The following is an 18,833-nucleotide window of genomic DNA, read 5'->3' as shown; positions in this document are numbered from 1 at the left end:
CGATGAGCCGGACTATCCGGCGCCCCACGTCAGGAACCTGGCTGTTCTTTGAGCCGGTGACTACGCACCATTTTCAGAATACGGTGTTCTCCATGACGAACAGCAGTTCACTCGATGACCTCGCAATCTTCCACATGGTCGTCCGCGAGGGGGGATTCCGCGCCGCCGCACGACGGCTCGGCCTCGCGCCGTCGAAGGTCAGCAACACGGTCGGGCGGATGGAGGCGTCACTGGGCGTGCCGTTATTGCGGCGCACGACGCGCAGCGTTTCCACAACCGATGCTGGCCGCACCCTGGCAGACCGGATCGGCCCCCTCATCGCCGGGCTCGATGCCGCCCGCGCCGAGGCGGCGGAGGGCGCGGACCGCGTGCGCGGGCGGCTCAAGCTGAACGTGCCGGGGGCCGTCATGCCCGACGTGCTGCCACCGATCCTCGCCGCCTTTCACGCCCATCACCCGGAGGTGGAGGTCGAGATCGTGGTCGAGAACGGACTCGTCGACATCGTGGCGGCCGGCTGCGACGCCGGCATCCGCTACGACGACATCCTCGCGCAGGACATGGTGTCGGTGCCCGTGGGCCCGCGCATGCAGCAGATCGCCCTCGCCGCAGCGCCGGACTATCTTCGGGCGCACGGCACGCCGGCTGCGCCGCGTGATCTGACCGAACACCAGGCGATCCGCTACCGCCTCTCGGACGGCCCGCTCCTGCCCTGGCAGTTGGTGGAGGATGGCAGGACGATCACGGTCGAGCCGATCCCGCGCCTGATCCTCGGCGTCAACGCGATCGATACCGGCCTGACCTTCGCGCGCGCCGGCATCGGCATCATCGCGACCTTCCGCAACTGGCTTGAGCGGGACTTTGCGGCCGGCACGCTGATCCCGGTCCTGCCGGACCGCTGGCCCGCCCGCACCGGACCCCGCCTCTATTACCCGAGCCGCCATGCTCCGCGGCCTCTACGTGCCTTCATCGAGATGTGCCGGGATCAAGATAAAAGCTGAGCGCCACCCGAAACGGACACCATCCGATACCGAAATCGAGCCTATCGAGAGCGGGTTCGTCGGCCATACCCGATACTAACTGCCGTGGACGAACCAGACCTTTCGTCCCACCAAATGCCGCAGTCACCGCCACGACTTCCAAGTCCGCTTTCCGGACTTTCTCCCGATCGGCTCGCTGGTGCAGCGAAGGTCGGCTGTCCGCCCTTACTGCTGGCAACCTTGCCAGTCGCGGCGAGACTTGAGCGAGCGCAGCGAACGACAGGAAGTCTGCATAGCGGACGAACACCGTTTGCAGACACCCCCTGAACCTATGCGCCACGCGAGGCGGCCCGTGGCGGTCCATGCCTTTCTCGAGCGCTCCCCGTCTTGCTCGACTGTCTGGCTGGGGTCGAGTGCTGATCTTGGGCGTGATTTGCCTGAGTCCGTTCGGCTGATCTGGCTTCACACACAACGAGAAAACTGCCACAAAATGTGGGCTGGGACGCCGATGCCCAAACGGCGCTGGAAGGCGAGACGCGAAAAGCTTTCCGCGAGCACAGCAACCTAACCCGCGGAACTATAAAGAGGGAAGGCGACGCATTACGCGCGCACCTACAGCGCTGCCCTCCGGGGCCGCCCCCCGACGCGAAAAGGCGCGCGGCCCTCCAGGGGGTGGCGCGCCTTTCTGCATTCACGGCGGGTTGCGCCGGTCGGGCGTCCTCTTCCACCGGCAAGGCGGAAAAGGCCCAGTCGTTGTCGCTGCCCTCACCGCGATATCACAGGACATCCTCGTTCGCGTCCTCGCCATGCTTCCAGTGCGGCTCTCCTTTGGCGCCAAGGCCTTGGAGGATCGGCTTGCGCTGCCGCTGGCTGGTGACGATTTGCGACATCAGTCGGCGTTCCACATCCGCCGCACCTAGCCCAGAAGTCAGCTGACCTTGTCGCGATACGCGGGCCGATCCGCGAGGGTGTCGCGGTCGCCGGGGTCGGGAGCCAGATTGAGAAGCCGCGGCGGATCCTCGGGCGAGGTTACGAACTTCAGGGTGCCCTGCCGCTGCATGAAGATCGGGGCAGGCGTCGCCTCGGCCAGATACTCGGCATGGATGCAGCGTTGCGGTGCGGCCTGCCCCTGGCCGAGCAGGGGGATCCGGTCGATCCGTTCGAGCGGTTCGACCGGGCTGGCCCAGCCGATGAGTTGGCCCAGCCGATGCCCTCGGGCAACCCCATGAAGTTGGACAGAAGATCGACGAGCGAGGCGAGTTCGGCGACCCGCTGCGGCGCGATCCACAGAGCCTGCCGGATCAGAGGGAGGCGCAGGGAGGGTTCGAAGACGTGCGTTGTGGACCACATCCCGCGTCCGCCCAGCATTTCGCCGTGGTCCGAGGTGAGAATGATGGCCGTGTTCCCGGCCGCGCCCGTCGCCCTGAGCGTATCGAGGATGCGGCCCACCATCTGGTCGACATGGCTGATCGACCCGTAATAGGCACGGCGCGCCCCGGCGATATCCCCCTCCGCGAAGCGGGTATCGGGCATCCCGGAATTTTGGAGCAGGCGCTGCGAATGCGCATCTTGCTGATGGGCGGGCAGGGCCGGGATCGCGGCGTTCAGCGGCAATTGCACGTCGTTCACCGACAGCCAGCCCGCGGTGCGCACCTGCCGCTTTTCGCCCGAGGGGCGGTCAGCGGGTTGACCTGAATGAAGAGGATGTCGGGTTTGCCGGACATCGGCTATCCCTTTCTGGCCATCGACCGGGCCCTGCCGACGGGGCCGGTCAGATACCATTTCTTGTGCACGCGATCGCGCGACGACGTGCCCGGAAACTGCGACAGCCGGTCGATCACCACGGCAAGGACAAGGATCCCCAGGCCGCCGACCGTCACCAGCCCCATGTCGAGCCCGCCGCGTCCGCGCAGCACCATGTGCCCCAGCCCAGTGACCGAGGTTATCCAGGCCACGACGACCATCGACGGCGCCATCATGATGGTCCGGTTCACGCCGGCCATGATCGTCGGCATCGCAAGCGGGATCTCGACCTTGCAGAGCCTCTGCCGGTGGCTGGTCCCGAAGGCGCGCGCGGCTTCTACCATGTCTGGCCGGACCTGATGGATCCCGAGGTTGGTCAGCCGGGCGACCGGCGGCAGGGCATGGATGAAGGTGGCGATCATGCCCGAGATGTTGCCGACCGAGAACACCATCACGATGGGCACGAGATAGACGAAGGGCGGGAGCCTCTGCATCAGGTCGAGAAGCAGCCGCGCCCCCCAGACCTTCCCGGTTCGGTTGGGCAGGATGCCTGGCGGAACGGCGATCTGCGAACAGAAGATCACGCAGGTCGGCACGATGGCAAGCGTCACCATGCTTTCCTCCTCCACGCCCATCAGGCCGATGCCCAGCATCGATGCGCCCTAGATCGTGGCGATGCGCCGTCTGTTCGCCTGCCCGCCTGCCACGCGACCGGCGCGATGATCGGAAGATCCGGCGCCTCGACAAGGCCATTCTCCAGCCCGTCGAGCACGAAGTCGAACCGCACCTTGATCGCGTGGAAGACTAAGCGGACATTTTCGACGGTCCAGTTCAGGGCGGTTTAGACCCAGGTGCCGACCGGCACCCAATCGGTATCGAAGATGTTGCGAAGATCCGTGGATCTTATCCCCTTAAGGCGCGCAGGGCGGCGGTGACGCCGATATGTCCGACTGGCGATCTTTCGCCCGGGACGGCTGTGACCGGCTCCTGATCCTGTAGAACCTGGTCGAGCACCTCGCCCGGAAGCGCGGGTCGTCTTGCCGGTCGCGGGGCGCCCGTCCAGCGGTGACATGATGTTCGCGGTCCGCATCAGCCCGGTGCGGGAGATCCCCGTGACGAACTGGGCGACGTAGTCGTCCTTTGAAGTGAACACGATCTCTTGGGGCGTGCCGGTTTGCACGATTACGCCGTCGTTCATGATGGCGATGTGGTCGCCCATGCGGATCGCTGCGTCCAGATCATGGGTGGTGAAGACGGCCGTCTTGTGCAGCTTGCGTGACAATTCCAGCCTGATCCTGCAGCTGGCGCCGGATCAGCGGGTCGAACGCGGAAAACGGGTCGTCCATCAGAAGGATGTCGGGGTCGGCGGCCAGGGCTCGGACCAGTCCCACACGTTGCTGCATCCCGCCCGGCAGCTGGTCGGGTTGGTGATCCTCCCAGCCGTCCAGCTCCATCGACGACAGCGCGCGCAGCACGTCCAGCCCGAAGCCCAGGTTGCCTGTCAGGGTGCGGTGCGGCCAGAGCGCCATGTACCGGACCACCATGCCGATGGTGACCGACCGCGGCTGTTCAAGCGCGGGCTCGGGCATGGTGTCGGCCCGGCGCCCGGCGACATGGATTTCCTCGGCGGTGGGGTCGATCAGGCGTTTGATGTGCAGCACGAGGGGCGATTTGCCCGACGCTGAAAGACCCCTGACGCAGAAGATTTCACCCTCGCGGAGGGTAAGGTTGGCGTTCCACACGCCCAGGACGCAGTCGAAGAGGTCGCGCACCTCGTCTTTCGGCAGGGTGTGGCTGCGCACGGCCTCCAGCCTCGTCGGCATGGGCCGCGTAGATCTTCCGCAGGTTTTCGCATTCGATCTGTAGATCCGGCATCAGGCTGCCCCTTTGCGGGCGAAGGCTCGGAACATCCGCGCCCCCGCGTCTGGTTGAAAAGGGTGGCTGCGGGTTACTCGGCCGCGGCGGCGGTGGCCTCGTCGATCCATGCGTCCCACTGCTTTTGGTTCTCGGCGCCCAAGTCCGCGGCGTGACGTACGAAATCCTCCTCGGTGTCCTCGCCATCACGCAGCTTGACCTGTGCGGCGTTCACCGCCGCGAGCGGGATCTTGACGATCTCGAAGAACTTGGGCGTGTCGCGAAGTCCGGATTCGTCAAGCTGGTGTCCGGCGATCTGTTCGCTGCCCCGACCCGGGTTGCAGCGCGACATGTTGGCCATGCCTTCGCCGTCGAAAGGCGCCGTGCTTCCGGGGTCTTTCAGCTGCGCGAGGGTGTCGATTCCGTATTCGTCGGCAGCGGCCTTGTCGATATAGTCACCCCGTTCGGCCCCGGTGATGACCGGGTTCACCCGGATCAGCCGGTCGCTGACCCCGACTTTTCGAAAAAGGCGTCGTGCAGCGGTTTCCAGGACCGGGGAGACCGCAACGGACCCGGACTAGGGCGTCTAGCGCAGGACCGGCCCGCCGCTGGTCGAGAACATCTCGATTGCGACGAGCGCGATGACCATGCCTGCGGCAAGCTCGACACATGGCATGAGACGCGGCGGGATCGCGCCGCCGCCGGCAAAGGCGCCGAGGGCGCTTTCCCGGGTCGATACCGCGGCGACGGCCACCGCGACCGTGACGGCACCGGTGCCCAGGGCCATTGCGAAGGTGCCCGCTATGCCGGCCAGCACGATACCCATGTGCCATGTCAGTACCAGCAGAAGCAGCGCGCCCGAACAGGGCCGGATCGCGATGCTGCCGATCAGCGCCGCGATGTCGCGGGGGCGGGTCGCGGCTCCGACCTCTTCCAGCGTCGGGCCGTGGCGGTGCCCGCAGCCGCAGGCACCTGCGTCATGGGCGTGGGAATGGGCGTGCGAGTGCGCGTGGGGATGGGACTGTTCGTGCACATGATCATGTGCGGCCCCATGCGCCTGTGCGGGGGCGGCGTGGCCAAGGTCGGCGGGCGGGGCCGGGGGGGCGGCACCGGGCCTCAGCCGCCACAACTTGCGGCCGCCCCGCAGGGCCAGCCACAGGCCGATCAGCCCGATGGCCAGGCTGCTGGCAGGGGCCATCAGCCCCTCGACCGTGCCGGTGGCCTGGGTGCGCGACCATCCCAGAAGGGCCATGCCGACGCCGGCGATCAGAACCGCCGTCAACGCCTGCCCGAGCGAAGCCGCCATGGCGATGGCCGACAGCCGAAAAAGCGGCACCCGGCGGCCCATCCCATAGCCGCCGATCAGCACCTTGCCATGCCCCGGACCCACCGCGTGGGCCACACCATAGGCGAAACACAGGCCCGCCAGCAGCCCCACCGCGCCCGGCTCGCCGGCGCGCAGGCTGCGCAGCGCCCCGGCCAGCGCGTTCTGGAAATCGCGCTGCCATCCGGCGGCCCACTGCGCGACGCGGGCGTCGGCCCCGGTCGCGACCGCCCAGATCAGGACGGCCAGGACGGCCAGCGGCAGGATCAGGAGGGCGCGGCGCATGAAAGCTCGAACGCATCGGCGAAGAGGATACCGATATCGGGCAGCTCGATCACCTCGAACGGATCTTCGGCCATGTCGACGGCGGCCAGCTTGTCGCCGTATTCGGCCCGTGCGGCCGCGCGGTCGGCGGCGTCGCGGACAAGGCGGCAGTCGTCGCGCCCGGTGACGCCGGGGGTGTTCGGCACGTCGTAGGCCACGAAATAGGTGGGATCATACGAGCGTGCGACGATGCGGTGGCCCTCTACCGCCACCGGCGCGGCCAGCGGGCGGATGTGCGAGGTCACGAACCGGTCGTCGCGCCACCAGGCCTCGTGGTTCTCGGGCGGGCGCAGCACCTGCTCGGCGCCGTCCAGGGTGACCGAGAAATCGCCCGGAAAGCCCGCCGCCCAGTCGACGTCCTTGCCCGCGAAGGCGTCCAGCCGGTCCTGTTCGGGCACGCCGTCGCCATCGGCGTCCAGCTCTTTCTCCTCGACCAGCAGGAGGGAATAGAAATCGTCATAGCTCCATTCGACCCGCACGCCGGTCAGCGCGCCCGAGGCGTCGAAGACGAGATCGAAATCAGTGTCGATGAAGATATGAGGATGCGCCAGCGCGGGGGCGGCGCATCCCATGGAAAGCGTGAGGATGGTCATGAGTCGGGCGAACATGCCTCTTGCCTTAGGGCCGGCCGCCGCCCCCTGCAATCGGGCAGGAGGCGCGGTGGGCCGATGTTTGCCGCCCGCACGGGACGGCGTCCGGTCACTTGGTGCAGCTGGCGATTTCGTTCGCGACCTCGCGGATCAGCTCGGGGTAGAACGCGGCGCCAAGGTCGATGTCGCTGCCCAGCGGGTCGATGACACCGGTCGCGACGTCGGTGCCCTCGGCCACGGTACGCACGAGGCCCTGGTTGAACTGCGGCTCGGCAAAGACGCAGGTGACCTCAAGATCGGCGATGGTGTCGCGCACCTCTTCGATCCGCGCGGGCGAGGGGTCGGAGGCGTCGCTTAGCGAGATCGCCCCCACTGCGGCGAGGCCGAAGGCGGTTTCGTAATACTGGTAGGCATCGTGGAAAACGACGAACCGCAGGTCGCTGACCGAGGCCAGGGTCTCTTCGGCGTCGGTCACGGCGGCGTCGATCTCGGATTTCCCGGCCTCGGCGTTCTCTGCGTAGGTCTCGGCGTTCTCGGGGTCGAGCTCGCCCAGTTCGTCGGCGATCAGGTCCAGCCATGCCTTGGCGTTGTCGGGCGACAGCCAGGCATGCGGATCGACGCCGTCATGCGAATGGTCGTGGCCGCCATGGTCGTGGCCGGCGTGATCACGCCCTTCGTGGTCGTGATCGTGGCCCTCGTGATCGTGATCATGCCCTGCGTGTTCGTGCCCCTCGTGGTCGTGGCCTTCGTGATCATGCCCCTCATGGTCATGGTCATGGTCATGGTCATGGTCGTGGCCTTCGTGGTCGTGATCGTGCGCGCCGTGGTCGTGGCCACCATGGCTGTGGTCATGCGCCTCGAAGGTCGCGCCCTGGCGGAATTCCATCGTTTCGGTGCCGTCGGCATCGATCAGAGTCACCGTTTCGGCATCGGGGGCGAGGTTGGCCATCGCATCCTCGAGCCAGGGTTCCAGCTCTTCACCGATCCAGAAGATGGCGTCCGCGTCCTGCAGCGCGCGGGCTTCGGAGGGGCGCAGCGCATAGCTGTGCGGCGACGCGCCGTGCTGGACGACCAGGGCGGGCTCGCCCAGATCGCCCATGACCTGGGCCACCAGCGAATGGACGGGGGCGATGTCGGCCGCGACCTGCGGCACCTCGGCCAGGGCAGCGCCCGAAGTCAGAAGCCCGGCCACACCGGCGAGGGAAATCAGACGGATGGACATGACGTCTCCTGTAATTATATAACGATCTGTGTGCTGCACTACATGTGATAGTATAACCTAGCAACCCCCAACCGATTTCAGGTCTGCAATGCCCCCCACCGCCTTCGAGCCCCATGATCACAGCAGCTGCGTCAGCGATGGCGTCGCGGCAGTCGAAAGGCACTGCGCGGAGCACAAGCTGCAATTCACGAAGGTGCGCCGTCGCGTGCTGGAGATCCTTCTGAACCAGCACAAGGCCTGGGGGGCCTACGAGATCCTCGACAAGCTGCGGGAAGAGGGGCTGGGATCGCAGCCGCCGGTGGCCTATCGCGCGCTGGATTTCCTTGTCAGCCACGGATTCGCGCACCGGATCGAGCGGCTGAACGCCTTCATCGCCTGCACCCATTTCGACACTCACCACGCCCCGGCCTTCCTGATCTGCCGGTCCTGCAACCGCGTGGTCGAGGCCGAATCGGACCCGCGTGCCGGCGAACTGGGCCGCGCCGCGCAATCGGCAGGGTTCGTGATCGAACGGACGGTGCGCGAGGCCGAGGGCCTGTGCCCCGCCTGCGTCGGGCGGGCGTCGGCGTGACGGCCCTCGTTGAAACGAAGGGGCTGAGCGTCCGCTATGGCGGCGCCACGGCGCTGGACCGCGTGGATTTCCGTATCGACCGCGGCGAGATCGTGACGATTGTCGGCCCCAACGGGTCGGGCAAATCGACCCTGTTGCGGGCGCTTCTGGGCGGCGTGCGGCCCAGCGCGGGCAGCATCTGCCGCGCACCGGATCTGCGGATCGGCTACGTCCCGCAGCGTCTGGTGCTGGACCCGACGCTGCCGCTGACCGTGACGCGGTTCCTGTCGCTGTCGCGCCGGGTGACGCGCGGCGCGGCGCGCGCGGCGCTGGAAACCGCGGGGGTCCCCGGGACCGGTAGCCGCCAGATGTCGCAGCTGTCGGGCGGACAGTTCCAGCGGGTGATGCTGGCGCGCGCGATCCTCGAAACCCCTGACCTTCTGATCCTGGACGAGGCGACGGCGGGGCTGGACCAACCCGGGTCGGCCGCGTTCTACCGCCGGATCGAAGAGGTGCGCGCCGAAACCGGCTGTGCCGTCCTGATGGTCAGCCATGATCTTCACGTGGTGATGAGCGCCTCGGACCGTGTCGTCTGCCTGAACGGGCATGTCTGCTGCGAAGGCGCGCCCGACGTGGTGGCCGAGGCGCCGGTCTACCGTGCGCTCTTCGGTGAGGGCACGCAGGGCGCCCTGGCGCTTTATCGTCACCGCCATGACCACCGGCATGACGGGCGCGACACCCCTCACAGCCATGACGGCCATACCCACGGGCGGGGGCGCCCGCATGATCACGGTCAAGGTGATCAAGGCCAAGATGATCACGGGCAAGCGCACCGGGACGACGGCCCCGACGGGGGTGTTCCGGCTGCGGCGATCTCCTCCGCGACGCGGGACGGCGAGGGCGCCCCCCGTTCCGGGGACCCAGACGGGTGTCGCAGGGTTGCTGCCGCGGGAAAGGTGTCCTGATGCTGGACGATTTCATGGTGCGGGCCACGCTCGCGGGCGTCGGCACGGTTCTGGCCGCGGCCCCGCTGGGATGTTTCGTCGTCTGGCGCCGGATGGCCTATTTCGGCGATGCCACCGCGCATGCCGCGATCCTGGGGATCGCGCTGTCGCTGGCGTTGTCGCTGCCGATCTTCGCCGGGGCGCTGGTCGTGTCGCTGGTGATGGCCACCATCGTCGCGCTGTTGTCCGGGCGCGGCTACGCGATGGACACGCTTCTGGGCGTGATGGCGCATTCGGCGCTGGCCTTCGGGCTGGTCGCGGTGTCCTTCCTGACCAACATCCGCATCGACCTCATGGCCTATCTCTTCGGCGACATCCTCGCCGTGTCGCGCGCGGACCTCGGCGTGATCTGGGGTGGCGCCGCGATGGTGCTGGGGCTTGTGGCGTGGCGCTGGTCGGCGCTTCTGACCTCGACCCTCAATCCCGACCTGGCGCGGGCCGCGGGGATCGATCCCAAGCGTGAACAGCTGGTCCTGACGCTGGCCCTGGCCATTGTCGTGGCCGTCGCGATCAAGGTGGTGGGCGTGCTGCTGATCACCGCGATGCTGATCGTCCCCGCCGCGGCGGCGCGGCCGTTTTCGCGCACACCGGAAGCGATGGCCGTGATCGCCACCATCGCCGCCGCCGGTGCGGCCTGCGGCGGATTGTGGACCTCGTACCGGTTCGACACGCCCACGGGCCCCACCATCGTGTGCATCATCGCGGTGCTGTTCTGCCTGTCGGCCATGGTGTCGGGACTGCGCAGCAGCTTCACCGCCCGGTCCGAGGGCTGAGGCACCCGGGCCCGACGGCCCGGCCCTTTGCCCCCTCCTTCCACCGCTGATCCGACCCCGCCGCCCTTGGTCGCCCCGAACGGGCGCGCGAGGGCGTGCGCCGCCGTGTGGCCCGGGCATTTTTCCACGCGTCGCCCCCACGGTCCGCGGGCCCGCCCGCCCCCTTGTCCGGGCAGGTGCAACGGGTCGCCGGGCTTCATGCCGGCGTCACAGAGCGGCGCTATCGACACCCGCGTGGCAGCCATGACCCCCGGGCAGCGGCCTGCCGAAGATATCCAGCAAAAGCGGGCCAGATATGACCAAGACAACCACGCCGACCTTTCGGACCAGTCAGCTTGAGGCCGCGGACGGCCCCGGGCTCAACCCCACGCAGAACCGCACGATGGGCGAGGTCATCGCCGCGCGGTTCTCGCGCCGCGGGTTCCTCAAGGGCTCGATGGCCGCGACGGCGATCAGTGCGACCGTCAGCCCCGTCGCGCTGATGTCGGCGAAGCCGGCGCAGGCGCAGACCGCCTCGGTCTTCGACTTTCCCGAGGTGACGGCCGGTGTCGACGCCGACCACCACGTCGCCGAGGGCTACAATGCCCAGGTCCTGCTGCGCTGGGGCGACAAGGTCTTTGCCGACGCGCCCGAGTTCGACCCCAAGAACCAGAGCGAAGCCGCGCAGGAACGCCAGTTCGGCTACAACAACGACTTCGTGGGCTTCATCCCCGCCGATGACTCGTCCGATCATGGCCTTCTGGTCGTGAACCACGAATACACCAACGAACACCTGATGTTCCCCGGCATCGTCACCCTGGCCGACCAGGAAACCGCCGAAGCCGATGGCGAGCTGTCGATCGCGCCCGCCGACGAGAGCCGCGTCAACATCGAGATGGCGGCCCATGGCGGCACGGTCATCGAGATCCGCAAGGACGGCGACGCCTGGGTTCCGGTGCTGGAGGGTGCCAACAACCGCCGCATCACCGCCAAGACGCCGATGCAGCTGACAGGTCCCGCCGCGGGCCACGACCGGCTGAAAACCTCGGCCGATTCCACCGGGCGAGAGGTTCTGGGCACCATCAACAACTGCGCCGGCGGCGTGACGCCCTGGGGCACCTACGTGATGGCCGAGGAGAATTTCCACGGCTACTTCATCGGCGAGCTGCCCGAGGGCCACGCCGAGGCCGCGAACTACGAACGCTACGGCGTGCCCGGCGGCAGCTACGAGTGGGGCAAGTTCCACGACCGCTTCGACCTGGCGAAAGAGCCCAACGAACCCAACCGGTTCGGCTGGGTGGTCGAGGTCGACGTCGAGGACCCCACCTCGACCCCGAAAAAGCGCACAGCGCTGGGCCGGTTCAAGCATGAGGGCGCGGAAAGCATCGTCGCCCCCGACGGCCGGGTGGTGTTCTACCTGGGCGACGACGAACGCTTCGACTACGTCTACAAGTTCGTCACGGCGGGCAAGTACACCCCCGACGATCGTGCCGCCAACATGGACCTGCTGGACGACGGCACGCTCTACGTCGCGCGCTTCGACGAGGATGGCAGCGTCGAGTGGATGCCGCTGACCCACGGCGAAGGCCCGCTGACCGCCGAGAACGGGTTCGAGAGCCAAGCCGACGTGCTGATCGAGACCCGCCGCGCCGCCGACCTGCTGGAAGCGACGCCGATGGACCGCCCCGAAGACATCGAGCCCAACGGCACCAATGGCCGCGTCTACGTCATGCTGACGAACAACACCAAGCGCGAAGACCCCAACGCCGCGAACCCCCGGATCGAAAACGCCTTCGGCCATATCGTCGAGATCGCCGAGACCGATGGCGATTTCGCCGGTACGACCGGCACGTGGGAAATCCTCGTGCAGTGCGGCGACCCCTCGATCGCCGAGGTCGGCGCGACCTTCTCGACCGAGACGACCGAGAACGGCTGGTTCGGGATGCCCGACAACTGCGCCGTCGACAGCGACGGGCGGCTCTGGGTGTCGACCGACGGCAACTCGGCCGGCGACACCGGGCGGACCGACGGTCTCTGGGCGATGGACACCGAAGGCGACGCGCGCGGAACCTCGCGGCTGTTCTACCGCGTGCCGGTCGGCGCCGAGATGTGCGGCCCCTGTCCGACGCCCGACCTCGCCACCTTCTTCGTCGCGGTGCAGCACCCCGGCGACGGCGGCGAGGACTGGGACGGCTTCGGCCGCGTGTCCTACTACGAGGACCTGTCGACCCGCTGGCCCGACTTCCAGGACGACATGCCGGTGCGTCCATCGGTTGTGGCGATCACCAAGCAGGGCGGCGGCCGCATCGGCTGACCCGCCCCGGGACACGGGCACCCCGGGCAGGATATCCGCCCGGGGTGCCCGTGCCACGTGAAACAAATGCCCGGAGGTGCGCGACACCCCCGGGCATTCTTCGTCCCGATGGGACACTATCGCACCAATGCCTATGCCAGCGTCAACGTTATGCCTGCGCCGGCCCCAAGGACCGGGCCCCCGGGCTCCGGGCCCCGAAGCGCGGGGGCCGACGGGTGGGCACCGACGGGCCTTTGCGGTCCTGTCAGGCGCCGGCGCGGTCCTGCGCGGGGTGGCCGGGGGCCCAGACGGCGCGGGCGTCGCGGCAAAGCTGCGCCGCCTCGATCCGCGACAGGTGGCGGCAGGCGCTGTCCTCGCACCCGCCGCATTGCCGCAGCGCCGACTGCCAGGCCCGCAGCGCCGAGCGCGGCGACCACGGCAGCGCCGCCTCGCTCAGCCACAGCCGCAGACGTCTGGGCAGGCGGTCGTAGGCCTGCATGGGCGCGGTGCGCCGCCGCCGCATCGGCAGGCTGGTATTGCCGCTGTTGGCCCGGTTCATTCCGCGGCCTCGGCCATGCGCCAGCCGGGGAAGGGATCGGGAAGGCCGGCCCAGGCCGCGGGGGTGAAGCCCTCGCCGGGCATCAGTGCCGCGTCGAGGGCGGCGGTGATCGCCACCTTGTCCATGTCGAACCCGATGAACACCAGCTCCTGCCGGCGGTCGCCGAAGGGCTCTTCCCAGTGGCGGGCCAGGTAATCGCGGGCGGCGGGATGATCGGGCCAGCGGGATTTCGGCACCGTCGCCCACCAGCGGCCCATCGGCTTCACGGTGCTGAGCGCCCCGGCCAGCGAAAACTCGGCCAGCCAGTCGGGACGGGTGGCGACCCAGAAATGCCCCTTGGCCCGGATCACGCCCTGCAGCGGCCCGGTCAGCACCTTGTGGATGGCGGCCGGGTCGAAGGGACGGCGGGCGCGGTAGACGAACGACGAGACGCCGTATTCCTCGGTCTCGGGGATGTGGTCGGCGAACCCGTACAGCTCTTTCGCCCAGAGCGGATGTTCGTGCGCCGTCTCGAAGTCGAAGAGCCCGGTGCCCAGGATGCGGTCCTGAGGCACGCGGGCGTGGTCGGCTTCGATGATCTGCGCGTCCGGGTTCAGCGAGGTGACGATCTTGCGCGCCGCGTCCAGCCGCTGCGGGCCGGCATCGCTGATCTTGTTCAGCACCACGACGTCGGCGAATTCGATCTGGTCGACGAGCAGGTCGACCAGCGTGCGGTTATCCTCGTCGCCGAGGCTTTCGCCGCGGTCGCGGATGAAGTCGTGGCTGGCATAGTCCTGCAGCAGGTTCACGGTGTCGACGACCGTCACCATGGTATCGAGCCGCGCGATATCCGAAAGGCTTTCGCCCGCCTCGTCGCGGAACTCGAACGTCGCGGCCACGGGCAGGGGCTCTGATATCCCGGTCGATTCGATCAGCAGGTAGTCGAAGCGCTTCTCATCGGCCAGGCGCCGCACCTCGGCCAGAAGGTCGCCGCGCAGGGTGCAGCAGATGCAGCCGTTGGTCATCTCGACCAGCGTCTCTTCGGTCTGGCTGAGATCGGCACCGCCGTCGCGAACCAGGTCCGCGTCGATGTTCACCTCGGACATGTCGTTGACGATGACGGCAACGCGGCGGCCTTCGCGGTTGTTCAGCACCTCGTTCAGAAGGGTCGTCTTGCCGGCACCCAGAAAGCCCGAAAGCACGGTGACGGGCAGGCGCGGGTCGGTGGCGGGATGGCTCATCATGCGCTCTCCTGATGTAATGTTATCCTGTAACATATCGAAGGCGAAACGCGTATGCAATCGCGGAGCGGCGCGGTGCCGCCCGTCTCCGCCCTGGGCCGTGATGCCTGGCCCGCGCGCGCCCCCCCCCCGGTCAGGGGGGCGTGGGCAGGGCTCAGTGGGCCAGCGCGGCCTTCATGCCCGCTTCGGGAAAGCAGGTGGCGGTCTGCCCCGTCGCTTCCTGCCAGCGACCGATCGAGCGGCGGGTCTTGTAGCCGGCCAGTCCGTCGGCGCCGCCCACGTCGTGCCCCTGCGCCTGCAACGCCCGCTGCATCGCCGCGACGTCCGAGCGGTAAAGCCCGCCGACACGGCCCCAGTCGCCTTCGAAATCGCCCATGCCATAGGCAATGCGGTCACCTACATGCCCGACGAAGAGCGCGTAGAGATCGCTCATGTTATAGTCCTTCAGCACGTAGAAGTTCGGTGTGACGACGAAGGCGGGGCCGTGCCGGCCTGCGGGCATCAGCAGGTAGCCCTCGCCCGCACGTTCGGCGGCGGGAAAGGCTTTGCCCGACACGCGGGCGATGCCCATCTCCTCCCACGTGGCGATGGGGCGGCCCTGGTCCGGCCCCTCCAGCGTGCAGGAGACCGAGGGCGGCACGACCACCTCGAACCCCCAGTCGCGGCCCGCCTGCCAGCCGTGGCGGGCCAGGTAGCTGCCGATCGACGCGATGGTGTCGGCCTCGGACCGCCAGATGTCGGCGCGCCCGTCGCCGCTGCCGTCGGCGGCGAAGGCGAGGAAGTTCGAAGGCATGAACTGCGGCTGTCCCAGCGCACCCGCCCAGCTGGACTTCATCGCCCGGGGCGGAACGTGACCGGCCTCGGCGATCTTCAGCGCGGCGATCAGTTCGTCGGTGAAGTAGGGCGCGCGGGTGCTCATGAAGCCCTTGGTGCCCAGCACCTCGAACGCGTCATGCGGGATCGCCACGCGGCCATACCCGCTTTCACGGCCCCAGATCGCCAGGATGATGCGCCCCGGCACGCCGGTGGCCCGCTCGGTCGCGGCAAGGGCACCGGCATGGCGGGCGGCCATCTGCCGCCCGACCGCGGTCGCCCCGTCGACCGAGTTGCGGTTGAAATACTTGCCCGGCGCCCCGAATTCGGCCTGCGTCTGACGGCGCGGCGTTTCGGGCGTCGTGCCGGGGGCCACCAGATCGGGCAGGTCCCAGTTCAGCCGCACACCGTCGAAGGCCGCATCGAAGGTGGCGCGCGAAACGCCTTCGGCCTGCGCGCGGGGCCAGACCGTCTGCACCAGCCATCCGCGGAATTGCCGCTCGACCGCGGCGCGGTCCTGCGCGGCGGCGGACAGCGGCAGGGTGACCAGGGTTGCGAGCAGAAGAAGGGTGCGAAGCATGCGACAGGGTCCTTGGTGCGGTCCGGAGTGGATGAAGGGCGGCTCTGGCGGGCGGGCTTGGCGGGCGGAGCGCCGGGGGTTTCGGGTCTTGGCGGGCGTGTCTGGCCTTGCCAGTCTAGGGGCCCGGGCCCGCGATGTCGCCCGCCCGTGCGCAATCGTGATCGCGCGGGCGGCGCGGCGCTCGGGCCCCCTCCCGTCCGCCCTCCGTCATGGGGTCAGGGCGTGACGGACACGGATCGCGCCATGGTCAGAGTGCTGCGGCGGCGCGCGCGGCCTGATCGTAGCTGCCCGACAGGGCCCGCAAGAGCGCCGCGAGGCGCGAGATCTCGGCCGGGTCGATGCCCACCGCCTTGACCCCGCGCACCAGAAGCGCCTCGCGCACCTCGCCGTACCGGGCGCACAGCGCCGCTCCCTCGGGCGAGATCGCGACGGTCTTTTCCTTGCCCTTCCGGCCGATGGCAACCAGCCCGCGTTCGTCCAGCTTGCGCAGCGCGTAGTTCACAAGGTGCGTGTCCTCGACATTGAGGACGAGACAGATGTCAGCCAGCGTCTTCGGCCGCTCGCGGTGATGCACGAGATGCAGGATCAGGATTTCGAGCGGCGCCATGCCCGGTGCCCCTGCCGCGGCCATGCACCGCCCCATCCAGCGCTGGAAGGCGTGGTTGGCCATGGTCAGGGCGAACTCCATCTCCGACAGTTCGGGCAGGTCCGACGCGGCGAGGTGGGCCGAGCTGACGACGGGCCCGACAGGGGGTGCGGTAACGGGGGGGGCGGTGACGGGGGGTGTGGTATCGCGTGTCATCGGCTTAGCATGGTGCCCGGCAGCCAGAGCGCAAGGCCCGGGAACAGCGACAGGATCGCCACCGCCAGCACCAGAAGCCCGAAGAAGGGCGCGGCATGGCGGGCGATGGTCAGGATGTCCTCGCCCGTGATCTTCTGCAGCACGAAGAGGTTGAAGCCGACGGGCGGGGTGATCTGGCTCATTTCCACCACGAGGACGAGGAAGATGCCGAACCAGATCGGATCGATTCCCGCGGCCGTCACCATTGGCAGGATGATCGACACGGTCAGCACCACGATCGAGATACCGTCGAGGAACATGCCCATCACGATGAAGAACACGGTGAGCGCGGCCAGCAGCGCGTAGGGCGACAACCCCATCTCGCCGATCCAGGCGGCAAGGCCGCGCGGGATGCCGGTATAGCCCATGGCGACCGTCAGGAACGCCGCGCCGGCAAGGATGAAGGCGATCATGCAGGTCGTGACCGTGGCCGATTGCAGCGCCTCGTAGAAGCCGCGCCAGCTCATCGCGCCGGTGGCGGCGGCGAGGATCAGCGCCCCCGCGACACCGATCACCGCGGCCTCGGTCGGCGAGGCGAGGCCGGCGTAGATCGAGCCGATCACCACGACGATCAGGCCGACTACGGGCAGCAGGCGCAGAAGCGCGCCCAGCGCCTCGCGGCGGTCCTGCGGTGCCTCGTCGGCGGGCATCCGGTCGCGGTGGGTCAGCGACCACAGCATCAGGTAGCCCGAGAAAAGCCCGGCCAGCAGCAGCCCCGGCACCAGTCCGGCCAAGAACAGGCGGGCGATGGATTGCTCGGTCGCGGCGCCGTAGACGATCAGGATCAGCGATGGCGGGATCAGGAAGCCGAAGGTCCCCGACCCGGCGAGCGAGCCCACGACGACGCGCGGGTCGTAGCCCCGCGCGGTCAGCTCGGGCACCGACATACGGCCGATGGTGGCGGTGGTGGCGGCGGACGACCCCGAGACGGCCGCGAACAGCGCGCAGCCCAGCACGTTGACGTGCAGCAGGCGCCCCGGCAGGCGGGCGGTGAAGGGGGCGAGGCCCGCGAACATGTCCGACGACAGGCGCGACCGCACGAGGATTTCGCCCATCCAGATGAACATCGGCAGCGCGGTCAGGTCCCAGACGTTCAGCCCGCCCCAGACCTTGGTCGCAAAGACCATGCCCACCGGGGCGGAGGAGGCCGCCAGCATCGCGACGATGCCCACGACGATCAGCGCAAAGCCGATCCAGAGCCCGAGGGCCAGCGTGCCGAACAGCACGACGACCAAAAGCGGGGCGAGGGTTGCAAGCTCCATCAGTGGCCCCCCGCTTCGGCTTCGGCCCGGTCGAAGGCCGGGGTGCCGCCGCGTGCCAGCGTGACGCAGGCATCGACAAGGGCAAGGCACAGCAGCGCGAGGCCCAGCGTCATCGCCCCCTGCGGCAGCCACAGCGGCACCTGCACGGTGCCGTAGCTGACCGCGCCGAAGGCCCAGCTGTCCACCATCTGAACGCCGCTCGTCCAGGCGGCGAAAGCGGCGAGCCCCGCGGCCGCGGCGGCGACCAGCGTCGACAGCGCGCGGGCAGTGCCGGCGGGCAGGGCCCGGGTCATCAGCGTGACGCGGACATGGCCGCCCACGGCCAGCGTGCCGGCAAGCCCCAGGAACACGGCCGATAGAAAGAGGAAACCGCCGATTTCGGCCAGCGACGGGATCGCAAAGCCCAGGGGCGCGGCGCCGATGGCCCCGGCAATACGGTCGATCAGCCGACCGAGGATCTGGATCAGGACCAGCACCCCGATCGCGGCGAAGAGGAACGCCGCAAGCGCAAGCGCCCCGGCATAGAGACGGTCGAGGGCGTGTCGCATGGGTCAGCCTCCGGCAAGAACAAGGGTCAGAAACGGCGACCCCGGCGGGGATCGCTGCGAGACGGGAATTGCGGGGCGGGCAGCGCCTCCGGCAGGCCTGTGCGCCTCACCCCCGCGGTGACCGCGGCCCGGGCAACTGCCCGCGCCGGGCAGTCTCACCCAAAGCGCGCGGGCGCCGGATACCGGGCGCGGACCTGCCGCCGCCGGGGTGGGAGCGCGAGGGATCTGCCGCCCCGTGTGCCTTTCGGCGTCGCGCGGGGATGCGGCATGGTGTCCTGTCGGGCCCGCACGTCACGGGCCGACATGCGACCACCCCGGCGCCACACGGCGCCACGACAGGCGCGCCCGGCACGCTCTCCGACCGTGGCCGGGCGCGC

The 18,833-nt window shown here is 68.7% G+C and carries 19 protein-coding genes and 1 pseudogene; 5 read left to right on the top strand and 15 right to left on the bottom strand.

Going from position 1 to position 18,833, the window contains the following annotated elements; all coding sequences use genetic code 11:
- The first annotated feature begins 92 nt into the window (after positions 1-92).
- On the top strand, positions 93-998 hold the full coding sequence (locus tag EKE94_RS10615) for a LysR family transcriptional regulator (RefSeq protein WP_127906581.1): 906 nt from the start codon (positions 93-95) through the stop codon (positions 996-998).
- A gap of 755 nt (positions 999-1,753) precedes the next feature.
- Here EKE94_RS10615 and EKE94_RS19065 read toward each other — a convergent pair.
- The 9 genes from EKE94_RS19065 to EKE94_RS10575 all read right to left on the bottom strand — a co-directional run bounded on the left by EKE94_RS19065 (position 1,754) and on the right by EKE94_RS10575 (position 8,034).
- Positions 1,754-1,882: a hypothetical protein gene (locus EKE94_RS19065; protein WP_268878281.1), complete on the bottom strand. Its 129-nt coding sequence runs from the start codon at positions 1,880-1,882 to the stop codon at positions 1,754-1,756.
- A gap of 133 nt (positions 1,883-2,015) precedes the next feature.
- Positions 2,016-2,630 (bottom strand): sulfatase-like hydrolase/transferase, encoded by a 615-nt coding sequence (locus tag EKE94_RS10610; RefSeq protein ID WP_164870891.1) that lies wholly within the window; start codon positions 2,628-2,630, stop codon positions 2,016-2,018.
- A gap of 74 nt (positions 2,631-2,704) precedes the next feature.
- Complete coding sequence (locus EKE94_RS10605) at positions 2,705-3,373, bottom strand: ABC transporter permease subunit (RefSeq protein WP_127906579.1); 669 nt, start codon at positions 3,371-3,373, stop codon at positions 2,705-2,707.
- Positions 3,374-3,561: 188 nt separating this feature from the next.
- On the bottom strand, positions 3,562-4,002 hold the full coding sequence (locus tag EKE94_RS10600; RefSeq protein WP_127906578.1) for an ATP-binding cassette domain-containing protein: 441 nt from the start codon (positions 4,000-4,002) through the stop codon (positions 3,562-3,564).
- On the bottom strand, positions 3,959-4,543 hold the full coding sequence (locus EKE94_RS10595; protein WP_127906577.1) for an ATP-binding cassette domain-containing protein: 585 nt from the start codon (positions 4,541-4,543) through the stop codon (positions 3,959-3,961). The genes EKE94_RS10600 and EKE94_RS10595 overlap by 44 nt, the downstream gene beginning before the upstream one ends.
- A 125-nt stretch (positions 4,544-4,668) precedes the next feature.
- Positions 4,669-5,064, bottom strand: a complete 396-nt coding sequence (locus EKE94_RS10590) for a glycine betaine ABC transporter substrate-binding protein (protein WP_164870890.1) — start codon at positions 5,062-5,064, stop codon at positions 4,669-4,671.
- A 96-nt stretch (positions 5,065-5,160) separates the two neighbouring features.
- Entirely contained in the window at positions 5,161-6,183 is a 1,023-nt protein-coding gene (locus EKE94_RS10585; protein WP_127906575.1) for a nickel/cobalt transporter, read from the bottom strand.
- Complete coding sequence (locus EKE94_RS10580; RefSeq protein ID WP_127906574.1) at positions 6,165-6,830, bottom strand: DUF1007 family protein; 666 nt, start codon at positions 6,828-6,830, stop codon at positions 6,165-6,167. The genes EKE94_RS10585 and EKE94_RS10580 overlap by 19 nt, the downstream gene beginning before the upstream one ends.
- Before the next feature lie 91 nt (positions 6,831-6,921).
- Positions 6,922-8,034, bottom strand: a complete 1,113-nt coding sequence (locus EKE94_RS10575) for a zinc ABC transporter substrate-binding protein (protein ID WP_127906573.1) — start codon at positions 8,032-8,034, stop codon at positions 6,922-6,924.
- An 88-nt stretch (positions 8,035-8,122) separates the two neighbouring features.
- Here EKE94_RS10575 and EKE94_RS10570 point away from each other — a divergent pair, with 88 nt between their 5' ends.
- The 4 genes and pseudogenes from EKE94_RS10570 (at position 8,123) to EKE94_RS10555 (ending at position 12,654) form a co-directional block, all read left to right on the top strand.
- Positions 8,123-8,605: a Fur family transcriptional regulator gene (locus EKE94_RS10570; RefSeq protein WP_127906572.1), complete on the top strand. Its 483-nt coding sequence runs from the start codon at positions 8,123-8,125 to the stop codon at positions 8,603-8,605.
- Positions 8,602-9,375 (top strand): annotated as a pseudogene (locus EKE94_RS10565) (metal ABC transporter ATP-binding protein); the annotation flags it as partial. The gene EKE94_RS10570 and the pseudogene EKE94_RS10565, both read left to right, overlap by 4 nt.
- 173 nt (positions 9,376-9,548) lie before the next feature.
- The gene (locus EKE94_RS10560) at positions 9,549-10,361 is read left to right on the top strand and encodes a metal ABC transporter permease (protein WP_127906570.1); all 813 of its coding nucleotides are present in this window, start codon (positions 9,549-9,551) and stop codon (positions 10,359-10,361) included.
- A 295-nt stretch (positions 10,362-10,656) separates the two neighbouring features.
- Entirely contained in the window at positions 10,657-12,654 is a 1,998-nt protein-coding gene (locus EKE94_RS10555; RefSeq protein ID WP_127906569.1) for a PhoX family protein, read from the top strand.
- Positions 12,655-12,898: 244 nt separating this feature from the next.
- Here the strand turns inward: EKE94_RS10555 and EKE94_RS10550 are convergent, their stop codons facing one another.
- The 6 genes from EKE94_RS10550 to EKE94_RS10525 all read right to left on the bottom strand — a co-directional run bounded on the left by EKE94_RS10550 (position 12,899) and on the right by EKE94_RS10525 (position 18,456).
- On the bottom strand, positions 12,899-13,192 hold the full coding sequence (locus tag EKE94_RS10550) for a DUF6525 family protein (protein WP_164870889.1): 294 nt from the start codon (positions 13,190-13,192) through the stop codon (positions 12,899-12,901).
- Positions 13,189-14,415 carry a GTP-binding protein gene (locus EKE94_RS10545; protein ID WP_235855981.1) on the bottom strand — a complete coding sequence of 409 codons (1,227 nt, stop codon included), beginning with the start codon at positions 14,413-14,415 and terminating at the stop codon, positions 13,189-13,191. Before EKE94_RS10545 ends, EKE94_RS10550 begins: the two co-directional genes overlap by 4 nt.
- Positions 14,416-14,566: 151 nt before the next feature.
- Complete coding sequence (locus EKE94_RS10540; RefSeq protein WP_127906568.1) at positions 14,567-15,805, bottom strand: lytic murein transglycosylase; 1,239 nt, start codon at positions 15,803-15,805, stop codon at positions 14,567-14,569.
- Positions 15,806-16,052: 247 nt separating this feature from the next.
- Positions 16,053-16,607: a winged helix DNA-binding protein gene (locus EKE94_RS10535; RefSeq protein WP_407940899.1), complete on the bottom strand. Its 555-nt coding sequence runs from the start codon at positions 16,605-16,607 to the stop codon at positions 16,053-16,055.
- On the bottom strand, positions 16,604-17,908 hold the full coding sequence (locus EKE94_RS10530) for a TRAP transporter large permease (protein ID WP_127906567.1): 1,305 nt from the start codon (positions 17,906-17,908) through the stop codon (positions 16,604-16,606). Before EKE94_RS10530 ends, EKE94_RS10535 begins: the two co-directional genes overlap by 4 nt.
- Entirely contained in the window at positions 17,908-18,456 is a 549-nt protein-coding gene (locus EKE94_RS10525; protein WP_127906566.1) for a TRAP transporter small permease, read from the bottom strand. Before EKE94_RS10525 ends, EKE94_RS10530 begins: the two co-directional genes overlap by 1 nt.
- Positions 18,457-18,833 lie beyond the last annotated feature (377 nt).

The organism is Mesobaculum littorinae (assembly GCF_004011175.1).
In the GTDB taxonomy this organism is placed as follows: domain Bacteria; phylum Pseudomonadota; class Alphaproteobacteria; order Rhodobacterales; family Rhodobacteraceae; genus Tranquillimonas; species Tranquillimonas littorinae.
This window is presented reverse-complemented; position numbering and strand designations above follow the sequence as displayed.